Here is a 14,268-nt window from a genome sequence, read left to right as displayed (position 1 = left end):
TCGGCATGGGCACCGAGCACTTCGACGAGCACGCCGGGACGTGGGACGACCCCGACAAGGTGGCGCGGGCGCAGGAGGTGGCGCGGGCGGTCGTGGGGTCGCTCGGGGGTCGGCCGGTGACGAGCCTGCTCGAGTACGGCGCCGGCACGGGTCTGGTCACCCAGGCGCTGGCCGACCTCCTCCCCGGGATCGCCGCGACCCTGGCCGACAACTCCTCGGGGATGCGCGAGGTGACGGACGGCAAGATCGCGTCGGGGGACCTGCCGGCGGGCTCCCGGGTCTGGGACCTCGACCTCGAGCACCAGGAGCCGCCGCCGGAGCGCTTCGACCTCGTCGTCTCCTCGATGGTGCTCCACCACGTGCACGACCTGGACGCGGTGCTGCGGGGCCTGGCCGCGCTGACCGAGGAGGGCGGCGTCGTGGCGGTTGCCGACCTGGACACCGAGGACGGCTCCTTCCACGCGCACACCCACGACTTCGACGGCCACCCCGGCTTCGACCGCGCCGAGCTGGCGGCGGCGATGGGGCGGGCCGGGCTCGGCGAGGTGGGTGTCGAGGACTGCACCCAGGTCGAGAAGGAGGGCACGGCCTACCCGGTCTTCCTGGCGACGGCGCGCAAGGGCCCGCCGCCGGTGCCCGCGCCCGACGACCTCAAGGGCTGGCTGCTGCGCTACCTGCAGGTCGCGCGGACAGCGCTCGTGTGGAAGCTCGAGGGTCTTTCGGAGTATGACGCGCGCCGTCCCCTGACCCCGACCGGCACCAACCTGCTGGGCCTGGTCAAGCACCTGGCCGCGGTGGAGCTGGGCTATCTCGGCGACACGTTCGGGCGGCCCAGCGGGATCCCCCTCCCCTGGTACGACGACGGGGCGGAGGCCAACGCCGACATGTGGGCGACCGAGGAGGAGTCGCGCGAGGAGGTCGTGGCGCTCTACCGACGCGCCTGGGCGCACGGCGACGCCACCGTCTCGGCGCTCGACCTGGACTCCCGCGGCCGGGTCCCGCACTGGGCGCCGGACCGGGCTGACGTCACGCTCGGGCTGATCCTCGTGCACCTCGCGACCGAGACGGCCCGGCACGCCGGGCACGCCGACATCCTCCGGGAGCTCCTGGACGGCCGGACCGGCATGCGCGAGGGGGTGAGCAACCTCCCCGACCTGGACGACGAGGGCTGGTCCGCCCACCGGGAGCGCGTGGAGGAGGCTGCCCGGCAGGCCGCGCAGCGGTGAGCGGCGCCCCCGTCCGCCACGTGGACGACCGCGAGCGCCGCGCCCGGCTGGCACGGCGGCACGCGGTCCACCCCTCCCACCGGGTGCAGGACACCGTCGCCGCGACGCGGGCGATGACCGTCCTGCACGCGACCGAGGCCGCGACCGTGCACCTCGCCGTGCACGCGCGCACCGAGGGGACGGGGCCGGCCGACGTCGACCGGGCGCTCTACGAGGAGCGCTCGGTGGTCAAGCAGCTGGCCATGCGCCGCACGCTCTTCGTCTTCCCCCGCGACCTGCTGCCCGCCGCGCTCGGCAGCGCGTCGGCGCGCGTGGCGGCCGAGCAGCGGAGGGTGATCGCGCGCGACGTCGAGGCCCAGGCGGTGGCCGACGACGGCGCGGCCTGGCTCGAGGCCGCCGGTGGGGCCGTGCTGCGGCACCTGGCGGAGCGGGGGCCGCTCCCCGCGCGCCAGCTGCGGGAGGACCTGCCGGAGCTGGCGGGCACCATGACCTACGGCCTCGGCAAGAGCTACGGCGGCACCGCGCCGCTCGCCCCGCGCGTGCTGACCTGGCTCGGTGCGCAGGGACTGGTCGTCCGGGGGCCCAACACCGGTCACTGGCGCCTCTCCCGCCCGACCTGGACGCTCACGACCGACTGGCTGGGCGGCGCGGTGGAGCCGCTCCCCGCCGAGGAGGGGTATGCCGAGCTGGTCCGCCGCTGGCTGCGGACCTTCGGCCCGGGCACGGTGGAGGACGTCCAGTGGTGGCTCGGGTCGACGAAGACGGCGGCGAGGGCGTCGCTGTCGGCCGTCGGTGCGGTGCCGGTCGGCCTCGACGGCGGGTCGACCGGGTGGCTGCTGCCGGACGACGTCGACCCCGAGGCGGACGTCGAGCCGTGGGCGGCCCTGCTGCCGACGCTCGACCCGACGACGATGGGGTGGCGGGGGCGGGAGTTCTACCTCGACCCGGCGCTCACGACCTACCTCTTCGACACGAACGGCAACGCCGGTACGACCGCCTGGTGGGGCGGCCGGCTCGTCGGGGCGTGGGTGCAGGACGAGGACGGGGCGGTGCGCGTCGTCCTCGCGCCCGGTGCCGACCCCGGCGCCGCGGCCCGGGCGGCGCTGGAGGTCGAGGCCCGGCGGCTGACCCGGTGGCTCGACGGGGTGCGGATCAGCAACGTCTACAGCTCGCAGCTGATGAAGGGCGCCGCCCTCCCCTGACCGGGTGCGGTCTGTCGGGGGGCACCGCTACGTTGACGGGCATGACACTTTCCCTGGGCATGGTGACGGCGGACACGACCGACGCGGTGGCGCTGGCCACCTGGTGGGCGGAGCAGACGGGGGCGGAGATCGCCGAGACGAACGACGGCTGGTACGTCATGGTCCGGGGCGGTGGGCTGCCCGTCGTGCTGGCCTTCCAGAAGGTCGAGGAGGTCACCCCCGGCAAGAACCGGCTGCACCTCGACCTGACGACGGACGACCTCGACGGCGAGGCGGACCGGCTCCTGGGTGCTGGCGCGACGCTGGTCGGGCGCCGCGGCGACGAGCACTTCCGCTGGGTCACCCTCGCCGACCCCGACGGCAACGAGTTCTGCGTTGCCCAGCTGGACTCCGTCTGAGAGATCCCGGGACGGTCACGGCCGCCGCGCGACCAGCGTGAAGCTGGCCGGCAGCCGCTCTGGCCGGTCCTTCAGCCGGAACTCCCCGTGCTCGTCCTCGACCATCAGGCCCGGGAGCGCGTCCCAGGGCACCGAGTCGTGCTCGACGAGGAGCTCCAGCCGCAGCCCGGCGTCGAGGACCGCCATGACGATCTCGCTCAGCGCGTGGTTCCACTCCCGGTTGAGCGGCGCGGAGACCGTGCCGTGACCGGCGTAGGACACGTCCTCGGACCAGGTCAACCCCTCGGGTGTCTCCCAGTAGGGCAGCTCCAGCGCGGGTGACGCCTCTCCCGGTCCGGAGATCCACGGCTGCTGGTCCCGGTCGGGGACGTGGTCCCGCACCACCACCCCGACCACGGAGTCGAGGACCGGGTGCCCGTCCCGCACGAAGAGCCGCCCGGCCGGCCGGAGCAGCCGGGCCACCGTGTCCGCCCACCGCCGGATGTCCGGGAGCCAGCACAGCGCGCCGATCCCCGTGTAGACGAGGTCGAAGGTCCTCCCCCCCAGGGCCTCGGGCGCGGTGTACACGTCAGCCTGCACGAGGTCGAGCTCGACGCCCGCACGCGCCGCCACCCCGCGCGCCAGCTCCAGGGACCGCGGGGACAGGTCGAGACCGGTCATCCGTGCCCCGAGCCGGGCCAGGCTCACGGTGTCGGTGCCGAGGTGGCACTGCAGGTGCAGCCCCTCCACACCCGTGAGGTCGCCGAGCCGAGGCTGGTCGAACCGCACGACCCCCGAGAGCCAGGAGGGGTCCTCGACGAGGTCGAGGCGGTAGCCGCCCGGTCCCGCGTGCACGTCCGCGCGGGCGTCCCAGTTGGCGGCGTTGATGCTGAGGTAGTCGTCCACCCCCTCAGCGTGCCAGCCACCCCGCCCGGTCGTCACCGCTACCGTGAGCCATGGACCGCGCCACCCCGAACCTGCCCGCCCGGGACCTCACCGTGACCTCCCGGTTCTACGCCGACCTGGGCTTCGTGGAGGGCTACCGGGACGACTCCTGGATGATCCTGGCGCGCGGCGACGCCGTGCTGGAGTTCTTCTCCCACCCCGACGTCGACCCCGCGACGAGCAGCTTCTCCTGCTGCCTGCGCCTCGACGACGCCGGGGCCTTCCTCGAGGTATGCCGCGCCGCCGGCCTCCCCGAGACCACCTCGGGGTGGCCGCGGGTGCACCCCCTCGTCCTGGAAGCGTCCGGGCTGCGCATCGGGGCGCTCGTGGACCCTGACGGCACCCTCCTGCGGGTGATCGAGAACCCGGAGTGAGAGCCGGGTCGCGGCGCGTCCGGGCGGGTCAGCGCACCTCACCTGCGCAGGGTGGTCAGCTCCGCCAGCTCGGCCAGCCGGTGGGCGCGCGCCGACTCCGCGATCGTGAACGGCTCCCCCGGTCGGGCGAGGACCAGCGCCCCCGACGTCACCGAGGGGATCTTCAGGAGCGTGCGCCCCGCGAAGGAGCACCCCGGCGGCGGGTCACGGACCACGCTCGCGCGCAGCAGCTCGGCCACCTCCTGGGGCAGCTCCTCCGGCCGGTCGGCGACGGCGACGGCGTGGCTCAGGGCGCGGGTCTGCGCGTCGGCGAGGACCGAGGCGGTCGTGGGACGGACGACGGCCGCCCGCCCACCGGCGGTCGCCACGGCGTCGAGGAGGTCCTCCTCGCGCACCTCGGCCGGGGTGGCCACGACGAGCTCGTCGAGAGCACCCTCGGGCTGGCGTTGCACCTGGAGGTCGAGGATGTTGGCGCCCAGGGCGGACAGCTCGTCGGTGAGGCGCGCCAGCGCGCCCGGCTCGTCGCGCAGCTCGGCCCGCACCCTCCACAACGAGTCCGCCGCGCGCAGCCGCACCCGTGCACGCAGCGCAGGCGCGTGCAACCACCTCCGGAGCAGCCGGGCGGCGGACGGCTCGACCACCCACACGGCCAGGAGGGTCGCGGCCAGGGTGAGCAGGAGCACCTTGCCCAGGTAGGGCAGGTCCGTGAGCAGGACCCCCGCGTGCAGGGCAAGCTCCACCGGCAGCATGACCAGGACGTTCGCGACCGTCACACGGGGGCGTCCCGGATGCGGCTGGAGACCGCACGCCCCGCACGCGATGTCCGCGTCCTGCCCCGTCCCGTGGCCGGACCGGGGGGCTTGAGCTGCGCGTGGAGGCATGCGGCAACAGTGACCGCCCCACGTTTCGCCCGTGTTGCCGGCACGTGTCGCGGTCCGGCGGCCATCCCCAGAAACGGGGTCCGCGGTGCGGACCATGGTGTGACACAAGGGATCCCTGCCCGGGTGACCGGGGACTGCGTCAGCGCCCCTCGGCCAGGGGGGTCGTCGTGCGCGCCTCGTCGACGTCGGGAGCCTCACCCGGGTCCTCCGGGTGCGGCGGGACGTCGTCGGCCACGACGGCACCCCGCCTCCCCGGTGGCCGGGACGGGCCCACGGTGGAGTCGCGCCGGGTCTGCCGCTCGGCCTCCGCGTTGAGGGCCGCACCCAGCACGACGAGCAGGACCGTGAGCCAGAGCCAGAACATGCTGATCGCGACACCCGCGAGCGAGCCGTACGTCCGCTCGTAGGTGCCGAGGTTCTGCACGTAGACGAAGAGCCCGGCCGAGGAGGCCAGCCACACCGTCGTCGCGGCGACGGCACCGCGGCTGATCCACCGCCACCGGGCACGACCCCGACGGGCAGGGGCGAACCGGTAGAGGACGCCCAGCCCCAGGGCCATCAGGACGGCGAGCACCACCCACACCCCGGTGAGGATGACCAGGCGGAACCAGTCGGGCGCCTCGCGCAGGGCCCGGGTCACCAGGGCGCTCCCGGCGATGACCGCCCCCAGCCCGACGGCCCCCCCGAGGACGAAGGTCAGCGCAAGGCGGGCCCGTCTCACGACGCCCCGGGTCTCCTGCTCGCGGTAGGCCACGTTGAGCGCCTCGACGAGGAAGGTCATCGCCGTCATCGCGGTGCCGAGGGCGACCGTCAGCGCGAGGAGGCCCCGCACGGTAAGCACCTCGGTCGAGGCGGCCGTGATCGAGACGAGCTGGTCGGCCATCACGTCACCGAGCGCGGGGGGCAGCACCGCGGCGAGCCCGGAGAGATGGTGCAGCGCCTGCGCAGGCGTGTTGACCGCGCCGTAGACCGAGAGCGCGGTGACGAGCACCGGGGCGATGGAGAGCACCGCGAAGAAGGCCACGGCCGCGCTGTAGAGCGAGAAGTTGTCCGCCAGGGTGCGACGGACCACCCGGCGCAGGATGAGGAACCAGCCCCGCCACGGGATCTCGCCCGGGCCGGCCGCGTCCGAGCCCACCCCGGTGCCGGCGGCCGGAGGCTCGCCGGCGGCCGAGGGCTCGTCGGCGGCCGAGGGCTCGCCGGCGGCGGGGCCGTTCCCGTGCGCGGAGGCGGACGCCATCCACCCAGTGTCACGGTCCGCGCCGTACTCTGCGACCCGCGGGCGCCGGTCGGGGGTGGTGGGTGGGTACCTGCCGGTCAGGCGGAGTCGCGGACCACCACGTCGGTCGGGAGCAGGGTGCCCGCGGGGTCGGCGGCCACGTCCTTGCCGGCGAGCAGGTCGAGCACCAGCGCCGCGGCGCGCTCGCCCAGCTCACGGGCCGGCTGCCGCACCGTCGTCAGCGCCGGCTGGCACCTCCGCGCCCAGGTCGAGTCGTCGAAGCCCACCAGCGAGACGTCGCCGGGCACCGACCTGCCCGCCGCGAGCAGGGCCTCCAGGGCCCCGGCCGCCACCGCGTCCGAGGTGGCGAACACGCCGTCGAGCGCGGGCTCGCGGACCAGCAGCTCCTGCATCGCGTCCCGGCCGGCGGCGTACTCGTAGAGCGGTCGCTCCACGACCAGGCCCTGGTCGAAGCGCGGGCCGAGGGCGTCGCGGAAGCCCTGCAGCCGGTCGGCCCCCGAGTCCCGGTCGAGGCCGACCGCGATGATCCCCACCCGCTCGCGCCCCGACCGGACCAGCTGCTCGGTGACCGCCCGGGCCGCCCCCCGGTTGTCGATCCCGACCCACGGCACCTCGACCCCCGCAGGGGGACGACCGACGAGCGCGGTGGGCAGCGACATCGCCTGCAGGGCCTGCAGCATCGGGTCGCGCTGGCGCGCGGACACCATGACCGCGCCGTCGACGAAGCCTCCCCCGAGGTAGCGCGCGACCCGCTCGTTGTCCCGGTCGGAGTCGACGACGATCGTCACCATCTGGTGGTCTGCCTCGGAGAGCACCGTGTTGGCCCCGAGCAGGATGGCGCCGATGTTCGGGTCCTCCAGGAAGAGCGCGTGCGGCTCGTGCACCACGAACCCCACCGCCCGCGAGCGCCGCAGGGCGAGGTTGCGCGCGGCGGTGTTGGGCACGTAGCCCACGACCTTCATCGCCTGCTCGATCGCCTCGCGGGCCTGGTCGGAGACGTAGCGCTCGCCGTTCAGCACCCGGGAGACGGTGCCCCGGGAGACCCCTGCCTCCCGGGCGACGTCCCGGATGGTGGCACGACGCGGCGAGGGGGGCATGAAGCGGATCCTAGCGAGGGGGTTGACAGCGACCCCGCCGGCACGCCACGCTCTGTGCACGGTCACAGAACGATCTAGCCGTTTTAGCGCACGGCGTTCTGTGCACGGTCACAGACGACCACCCGGTCGTCTGGTGCAGACGGGCGAAGGAGCCGGGACATGGTCGAGGTGGCCAGGACCACCACGCGGGGGAACCGCTGGCGCACCGACCAGGTCCTGCTCGGCTGCGACTACAACCCCGAGCAGTGGCCCCGTGAGACCTGGGTCGAGGACGTCGCCCTCATGCAGGAGGCCGGGGTCTCCCTCGTCGCGGTCAACATCTTCGGCTGGGCCGAGCTGCAGCCGACCCCCGGTGCCTACGACTTCGACCGGCTCGACGAGGTCGTGGAGCTGCTGCACCGGCACGGCATCGGCCTCAACCTCGGCACGGGCACCGCATCCCCACCGCCCTGGCTGACCACGGCCCACCCGGAGGTCCTGCCCGTCACGATCGACGGCACCACCCGCTGGCCCGGCGGCCGGCAGGCCTGGTGCCCCAGCTCGCCGGTCTACCGCGAGCACTCGCTCGCCCTCGTCGAGCAGGTGGCCCGCCGCTACGGCGACCACCCCGCCCTGCGCCTGTGGCACGTCAACAACGAGCTGGGCTGCCACAACTCGCTCTGCTACTGCGACGTCAGCGCCGACGCCTTCCGCGCCTGGCTCGCCGACCGCTACGGCAGCACGGACGCGCTCAACCGGGCCTGGGGCACAAGCTTCTGGTCCCAGCGCTACGGCTCCTTCACCGAGGTCCTGCCCCCGCGCCTGACCCTCTCCACCCCCAACCCGACGCAGGTCCTGGACTTCCACCGGTTCTCCTCCGACGCCCTCCTGGAGCAGCACCTGGCCGAGGCCGAGGTGCTGCGCCGGCACAGCGACATACCGGTGACGACCAACTTCATGGTCACGGCGCACCAGCGGGACGTCGACTACTGGTCCTGGGCGCCGCACATGGACGTCGTCGCCAACGACCACTACCTGGACCACCGCCTGCCCGAGCCGGAGACCGAGCTCTCCTTCTGCGCGGACCTCACCCGCGGGCTGGCCGGCGGTCAGCCGTGGGTGCTCATGGAGCACTCGACCGGCGCGGTGAACTGGCAGCCCGTCAACCTGGCCAAGGAGCCGGGCGAGATGCTGCGGACCTCGGTCAGCCACCTCGCGCGCGGCGCCGACGCCCTGTGCTTCTTCCAGTGGCGCGCCTCCCGCCAGGGCGCGGAGAAGTTCCACTCCGCGATGCTCCCGCACGCCGGCACCGACTCCGCCACCTGGCGCCAGGTGCTCGAGCTCGGCGCGCTCCTGCGCTCGCTGCCGGACCTCGCCGGCACCACCGTCACCGCGCAGGTGGCGCTGGTCTTCTCCTACGAGAACCAGTGGGCGGCGGACGCGCCGGCCCGCCCGAGCGAGGACGTCGTGCACCTGGACCAGGTGCTGTCGATGTATGCCGCTCTCCGCGCCGCGGGCGTGACCGTCGACGTCGTGCGTCCCGGCGCGCCGGTGGACGACTACCGGCTGGTGGTCGTGCCGCACCTCTACCTGGTGCGCGACCACGAGGCCACGGTCCTGGAGCGCTTCGTGGAGCAGGGCGGGCACCTGCTCGTCACCTTCTTCTCCGGCATCGTCGACGAGGACGACCGGATCCGCAGCGGACCCTACCCCGGAGCCTTCCGCGACCTCCTGGGCATCGCCGTCGACGAGGTGCACCCGATCGTCCCCGGGACCAGCCTGGCGCTGGCCGGGGGCGGGCAGGCTCGCAGGTGGTCCGAGCACCTGCGGCTCGCCGGGGCCACCGCCCACCGCGAGCTGGCGCAGGGGCCGCTGACCGGCACCCCGGTCGTCACCCGCCGCGACCACGGGCACGGCAGGGCGTGGTACGTCGCGACCGACCTCGACCCCACCACCCGTGACGCCCTGGTCGCCGAGGTCTGCGCGGGCGCCGGCGTCGACCCCGAGCCCGGCGCCGGTGCCGACGTCGAGGTGGTCCGCCGGGCCGCCCCGGACGGCACCCGCGAGCACCTCTTCGTCATCAACCACGGCGCCGAGCCCGTCAGCCTCCCGGCCGACGGCCACGAGGTGCTCACCGGCCGGCCCGTCGCCGGCACCCTGCACGTCCCGGGCGGAGCCGTCCGGGTGGTCCGCACCCCGGAGGAGCCCTCATGAGCAGACCCCGACGCGTCCAGCACCCGGGGGCGATCGCCGTCTTCGTCGGCCCGTTCGCCCTCCTGTTCGCCCTCTTCTACGTCCTCCCCATCGGGTATGCCGTGTGGCAGTCGACGAGGACCGTCCAACGGGTGGGGACCTTCGGCCCGGCGGAGGAGGTCTTCGGCGGCCTGACCCAGTACCGCGCGGTCCTGGAGAACGAGGCGTTCCGGGACTCCATCGGCCGGGTCCTGCTCTTCGGCGCGGTCCAGGTGCCGGTGATGCTCGGGGTGGCGCTCCTGCTCGCGCTGCTGCTCGACTCCCCGACAGCCCGCGGCGCGAAGTTCTTCCGGCTGGCCTTCTTCGCCCCCTACGCCGTGCCCGGCGTCATCGCGGCGATCATGTGGGGCTTCCTCTACTCCCCCAACCTCTCGCCGTTCCGGCAGGTCACCCAGGAGGTCGACCTGCTCGGCGCCGACCTGGTGCTGTGGTCGATCGCGAACGTCGTGACGTGGGTCTACGTCGGCTACAACATGCTCATCATCTACTCCTCGCTGCTCGCGATCCCGGGTGAGGTCTACGAGGCGGCGGTCCTCGACGGTGCCAGCCAGTGGCGCATCGCCTGGTCGGTGAAGATCCCGCTGGTGATGCCCGCGATCATCCTCACCGGCGTCTTCTCGATCATCGGCACCCTGCAGCTGCTGGCCGAGCCGCAGGTCTTCCGCAGCTTCTCCACCGCCGTGGCCAGCGACTACACGCCCAACCTGCTCGTCTACACGACCGCGGCCGTCCCCAACCAGCCGTTGGCGGCCGCCTTCTCCGTGGTGCTGGCCCTGGCGACCTTCGTCCTGTCCTTCACCTTCCTCAAGCTCACCCAGCGGAGGGCCTTCCAGTGAGCACCACCCCAACGCCCACGGCATACCGTCCGAGCCCGATCCCCCGCGTGGCGGTGACGCTCGTGCTCGCGGTCTTCACGCTCTACTTCCTCACCCCGATCTGGTGGCTGCTCGTCGCCTCCACGAAGTCCCGCGGCGACCTGACCTCGACGAACCCGCTGTGGTTCTCCGAGCTCAACCTCGTCGAGAACCTCCAGGGACGTGTTCTCCTACGGCGACGGGATCCTGCCGCGGTGGCTGCTCAACTCGGTGCTCTACGCGGGGCTGGGCGCGCTCGTCGCCACCGTGCTGGCCGGGATGTGCGGGTATGCCCTCGCCAAGTACCACTTCCCCGGGCGGGAGGTGCTCTTCAACGTCGTCCTCGGCGGGGTGCTGGTGCCCGCCACGGCGCTCGCCCTGCCCCTCTTCCTGATCTTCGCCCAGGTCGGGATGACCAACACCTTCTGGTCGGTGTTCCTGCCGAGCATCGTCAGCCCGTTCGGGGTCTACCTGGCCCGGATCTACGCGGCGAGCTCGGTGCCGGACGAGCTCCTCGAGGCGGCCCGGCTGGACGGGGCCGGGGAGGTGCGGACCTTCTTCTCGGTGTCCGTGCGGCTCATGGTGCCCGCGCTCGTGACGGTCTTCCTCTTCCAGTTCGTCTCGATCTGGAACAACTTCTTCCTCCCCCTGATCATGCTGCGCGACGAGCGGCTCTTCCCGGTGACGCTGGGGCTCTACAACTGGAACACCGTCGTCAACCAGGTCCCCGAGCTGCGGCTCTACGTGCTCACCGGCTCGCTCGTCTCGATCGTGCCGCTCATCATCGTCTTCCTCTTCCTCCAACGCTTCTGGCAGACCGGTCTGGGGACCGGCTCGCTGAAGTGATGCCCGCCCACCCCGCCCACCCCGCCCACCCCGCCCACCACCCCACGAAAAGAGTGACATCGATGAAGATCAGCACCCGCGTGGCCAGCGTGACCACGCTCGCCGCCCTGCTCCTGCCCCTGGCCGCCTGCGGAGGCGACTCCACCGGTGACGCCGGCGAGGGCTCCGGCCCGGCCGCCGGCGGCGGTGGCGCCGAGGCGACGGCCTGCGAGCCCAGCAACGGCGAGGTCAACCTCACCTTCTTCTCCTGGGTGCCCGGCATCGAGGGCGTCGTCGACATCTGGAACGAGCAGAACCCCGACGTCCAGGTCGAGGTCCAGACCGGGCCGAACGGCAACTCCGGCACCTACCAGAACTTCTTCAACCAGCTCGAGGCCGGCAACCCGCCCGACCTCGGCCAGATCGAGTTCGACGCGCTCCCCAACTTCCGCGTCCAGGACGGCCTCACCGACATCGCCGGCTGCGAGGGCGTCATGGACGCCCAGGACCAGTTCGTCGAGTGGACCTGGACCCAGGTGCAGCTCGGCGAGGAGGACGCGGTCTACGCGATCCCCCAGGACACCGGCCCGATGGCGATGTTCTACCGCGAGGACCTCTTCACCGAGGCGGGCATCGAGGTGCCCACCACCTGGGAGGAGTATGCCGCTGCCGCCGAGCAGGTGCGCGAGAACGACGGCTACATCACCAACTTCTCCACGAGCGACATCAACCAGTTCGCCGGCCTCGTGTGGCAGGCGGGCGGGTCGTGGTTCGGCACCGAGGGTGAGAGCTGGCAGGTCCGCCTGGACAGCGAGGAGTCGGTGCAGGTCGCCGACTACTGGGACGGCCTCGTCCAGGAGGACCTCGTCTCGACCCTCCCGCCGTGGACCACCGAGTGGGACAACGCCTACAACACCGGCCAGGCCTGGACCTGGATCTCCGCGGTCTGGGGCGCCAACTCCATCATGTCCGGCGCACCCGACACCGAGGGCGCCTGGCGGGTCGCGCCCATGCCGACGTGGGACGGCGAGGTCGCGGCCGGCAACTGGGGCGGCTCCACCACGGCCGTCTTCAACGGCACCGAGCACCCGCACGAGGCGGCCCAGTTCGCGCTGTGGCTGAAGACGTCGGAGGAGGCGCACACCGCGCTCATCGAGGCGGCCAACCTCTACCCGGCGACGACCGCCGGCCAGCAGCTACCGGCCCTCGCCGAGGGCGTGCCCTTCTACGGCGACCAGCCGATCTACGAGGTCTTCACCGAGGCCGGCGCCACCGTCCCGACCGAGTGGACGTGGGGTCCGACGATGACGCAGGTCTACAACGACGTCGCCGACGGCTTCTCCGCCGCGGTCAGCGGTGACGGCGGCCTGGCCGACGCGCTCACCGCCGCCCAGGACTCGACCACCACCGCCCTGGAGGCGCAGGGCATACCGGTCGGCGAGTAGTCCGGGACGCTGGTCGGGCGCACGGTCCCTCGGGGATCGTGCGCCCGGTCAGGTGACGTCGAGGACGAACATGCTCCAGGACGCCGGCGGGAGCTCGGCGAGGAGGGCCTCGCCCGCGACCGAGGCGTCCGGGTGCCGGCGGGGGACCACCCGGTCGGGGTCGTCCTGGGTGTTGGTGGCGGTGAGGTCGTCGTCGGCCAGGACGGCCTCCAGCAGCGTGGCCCCGCCGAAGGCCCGTAGGCCCGTCGTCAACGACACCGGCTCGGACGGGTGGCGGTTCACCACGAAGACCGCCAGCCGACCGGTGTCGGCGTCGTGGGTCGCGACCGCGTCGAGCAGCGGCACCGGACCGTGGCGGTCGGTCGCCAGCGTGGGGGCGTCCAGGCGCAGGTCGAGGACGGTGCCGACGGCGTGCCTGGACGTCAGGGCGAACGGGTGGAAGCTCGACTGCCGCCAGGCCGGGCCGCCCGGCTCGGTCCGGATCAGCGAGAGGGTGTTCACCAGCTGTGCCTGGCACGCGGCCGTCACCCGGTCCGCGTGGCGCAGCAGGGTGATGAGCAGCGACCCCACCACGACGGCGTCGAGGACGGTGTAGGCGTCCTCGCTCGTGCGGGGGGCGACGGCCCAGTCGCGGGGCGCGGTCGGTGGGTCGCCGAGCTGCTGCTCCAGGTACCAGACGTTCCACTCGTCGAAGGAGATGTCGACCCGCTTGTCCGACCCGAGGCGGGCGCCCACGTGGTCGGCGGTGGCGACGACCTGCTGGATGAAGCGGTCCATGTCGACGGAGGAGGCCAGGAAGCTGGCGTGGTCGTCGCCGTGCAGCTGGTAGTAGGCGTGCGCGGAGATGTGGTCGACGAGGTCGTAGGTGTGCTCGAGGACGGTGGCCTCCCAGGCACCGAAGGTCGGCATGGCCCGGCTGGAGGACCCGCAGGCGACGAGCTCCAGGCCGGGGTCGAACTGGCGCAGGGCGCGGGCGGTCTCGGCTGCGAGCCGGCCGTACTCGTCGGCGGTCTTGTGACCCAGCTGCCAGGGACCGTCCATCTCGTTGCCCAGGCACCACATCCGGACGTCGTGCGGCTCCCTCGCCCCGTGCTCGACGCGGAGCTCGGACAGCGTCGTGCCCCCCGGGTGGTTGGTGTACTCGAGCAGGTCGACGGCCTCCTGCAGGCCACGGGTGCCGAGGTTGATCGCCAGCATGGGCTCCACGCCCGCGCGGACCGCCCACCTCATGAACTCGTTGAGCCCGAACGCGTTGCTCTCGACCGCGCGCCACGCGGGGTCGAGCCGTGTGGGGCGGTCCGCGACCGGGCCGACGCCGTCCTCCCACCGGTACCCGGAGACGAAGTTGCCCCCCGGGTAGCGGACGGTCGTCACGCCGAGCTCACGGACCAGGTCGAGGACGTCCTCCCGCAGGCCGTCCTCGTCGGCGGTCGGGTGGCCGGGCTCGTAGATGCCGGTGTAGACGCACCGACCCATGTGCTCGACGAAGGAGCCGAAGACCCGCCGGTTGACCGGCGCGACGACGAACGCGGGGTCCATGGACACTCTCGCCTGCTGGATCACGGCCCCA

At 73.2% G+C, this 14,268-nt stretch carries 13 protein-coding genes; 8 read left to right on the top strand and 5 right to left on the bottom strand.

Translation table 11 applies throughout. The features are described 5' to 3' along the window. Window positions 1–5 precede the first annotated feature (5 nt). From D4B81_RS18755 to D4B81_RS07275, 3 genes are read left to right on the top strand one after another with little or no spacing between them, the layout of a single operon-like run. A complete protein-coding gene (locus tag D4B81_RS18755; protein WP_237565874.1) occupies window positions 6–1,226 on the top strand; it encodes a mycothiol transferase in 1,221 nt (406 codons plus the stop codon). Next, complete coding sequence (locus D4B81_RS07280; protein WP_122261764.1) at window positions 1,223–2,428, top strand: winged helix DNA-binding domain-containing protein; 1,206 nt, start codon at window positions 1,223–1,225, stop codon at window positions 2,426–2,428. The genes D4B81_RS18755 and D4B81_RS07280 overlap by 4 nt, the downstream gene beginning before the upstream one ends. Window positions 2,429–2,469: 41 nt before the next feature. After that, entirely contained in the window at window positions 2,470–2,826 is a 357-nt protein-coding gene (locus D4B81_RS07275) for a VOC family protein (protein ID WP_122261763.1), read from the top strand. Window positions 2,827–2,841: 15 nt separating this feature from the next. Here the strand turns inward: D4B81_RS07275 and D4B81_RS07270 are convergent, their stop codons facing one another. Beyond that, the gene (locus D4B81_RS07270) at window positions 2,842–3,711 is read right to left on the bottom strand and encodes a class I SAM-dependent methyltransferase (protein WP_122261762.1); all 870 of its coding nucleotides are present in this window, start codon (window positions 3,709–3,711) and stop codon (window positions 2,842–2,844) included. A gap of 50 nt (window positions 3,712–3,761) precedes the next feature. Here D4B81_RS07270 and D4B81_RS07265 point away from each other — a divergent pair, with 50 nt between their 5' ends. Further along, window positions 3,762–4,124, top strand: a complete 363-nt coding sequence (locus D4B81_RS07265; protein WP_122261761.1) for a bleomycin resistance protein — start codon at window positions 3,762–3,764, stop codon at window positions 4,122–4,124. A 38-nt stretch (window positions 4,125–4,162) separates the two neighbouring features. Here the strand turns inward: D4B81_RS07265 and D4B81_RS07260 are convergent, their stop codons facing one another. The 3 genes from D4B81_RS07260 to D4B81_RS07250 all read right to left on the bottom strand — a co-directional run bounded on the left by D4B81_RS07260 (window position 4,163) and on the right by D4B81_RS07250 (window position 7,342). Further along, on the bottom strand, window positions 4,163–4,897 hold the full coding sequence (locus D4B81_RS07260; RefSeq protein ID WP_237565873.1) for an ACT domain-containing protein: 735 nt from the start codon (window positions 4,895–4,897) through the stop codon (window positions 4,163–4,165). A 247-nt stretch (window positions 4,898–5,144) separates the two neighbouring features. After that, complete coding sequence (locus tag D4B81_RS07255) at window positions 5,145–6,245, bottom strand: YihY/virulence factor BrkB family protein (RefSeq protein ID WP_122261759.1); 1,101 nt, start codon at window positions 6,243–6,245, stop codon at window positions 5,145–5,147. 77 nt (window positions 6,246–6,322) lie between these two features. Continuing rightward, a complete protein-coding gene (locus D4B81_RS07250) occupies window positions 6,323–7,342 on the bottom strand; it encodes a LacI family DNA-binding transcriptional regulator (protein ID WP_122261758.1) in 1,020 nt (339 codons plus the stop codon). Window positions 7,343–7,501: 159 nt separating this feature from the next. Here D4B81_RS07250 and D4B81_RS07245 point away from each other — a divergent pair, with 159 nt between their 5' ends. The 4 genes from D4B81_RS07245 to D4B81_RS07230 all read left to right on the top strand — a co-directional run bounded on the left by D4B81_RS07245 (window position 7,502) and on the right by D4B81_RS07230 (window position 12,698). Then, window positions 7,502–9,535 (top strand): beta-galactosidase, encoded by a 2,034-nt coding sequence (locus tag D4B81_RS07245; RefSeq protein ID WP_122261757.1) that lies wholly within the window; start codon window positions 7,502–7,504, stop codon window positions 9,533–9,535. After that, window positions 9,532–10,410 carry a carbohydrate ABC transporter permease gene (locus D4B81_RS07240; RefSeq protein ID WP_122261756.1) on the top strand — a complete coding sequence of 293 codons (879 nt, stop codon included), beginning with the start codon at window positions 9,532–9,534 and terminating at the stop codon, window positions 10,408–10,410. The genes D4B81_RS07245 and D4B81_RS07240 overlap by 4 nt, the downstream gene beginning before the upstream one ends. A 201-nt stretch (window positions 10,411–10,611) precedes the next feature. Next, window positions 10,612–11,274: a carbohydrate ABC transporter permease gene (locus D4B81_RS07235; protein WP_237565872.1), complete on the top strand. Its 663-nt coding sequence runs from the start codon at window positions 10,612–10,614 to the stop codon at window positions 11,272–11,274. Between the two features lie 62 nt (window positions 11,275–11,336). Beyond that, window positions 11,337–12,698 carry an extracellular solute-binding protein gene (locus D4B81_RS07230; protein WP_122261755.1) on the top strand — a complete coding sequence of 454 codons (1,362 nt, stop codon included), beginning with the start codon at window positions 11,337–11,339 and terminating at the stop codon, window positions 12,696–12,698. 48 nt (window positions 12,699–12,746) lie between these two features. Here the strand turns inward: D4B81_RS07230 and arfA are convergent, their stop codons facing one another. Further along, complete coding sequence (gene arfA / locus D4B81_RS07225) at window positions 12,747–14,258, bottom strand: arabinosylfuranosidase ArfA (protein ID WP_122261901.1); 1,512 nt, start codon at window positions 14,256–14,258, stop codon at window positions 12,747–12,749. Between the last annotated feature and the right edge of the window lie 10 nt (window positions 14,259–14,268).

It is taken from the genome of Ornithinimicrobium cerasi, assembly GCF_003702705.1.
GTDB classification, from domain to species: Bacteria; Actinomycetota; Actinomycetes; order Actinomycetales; family Dermatophilaceae; genus Ornithinicoccus; species Ornithinicoccus cerasi.
The sequence above is the reverse complement of the archived record's forward strand: the minus strand, read 5'-3'. Positions and strand labels throughout refer to the sequence as shown.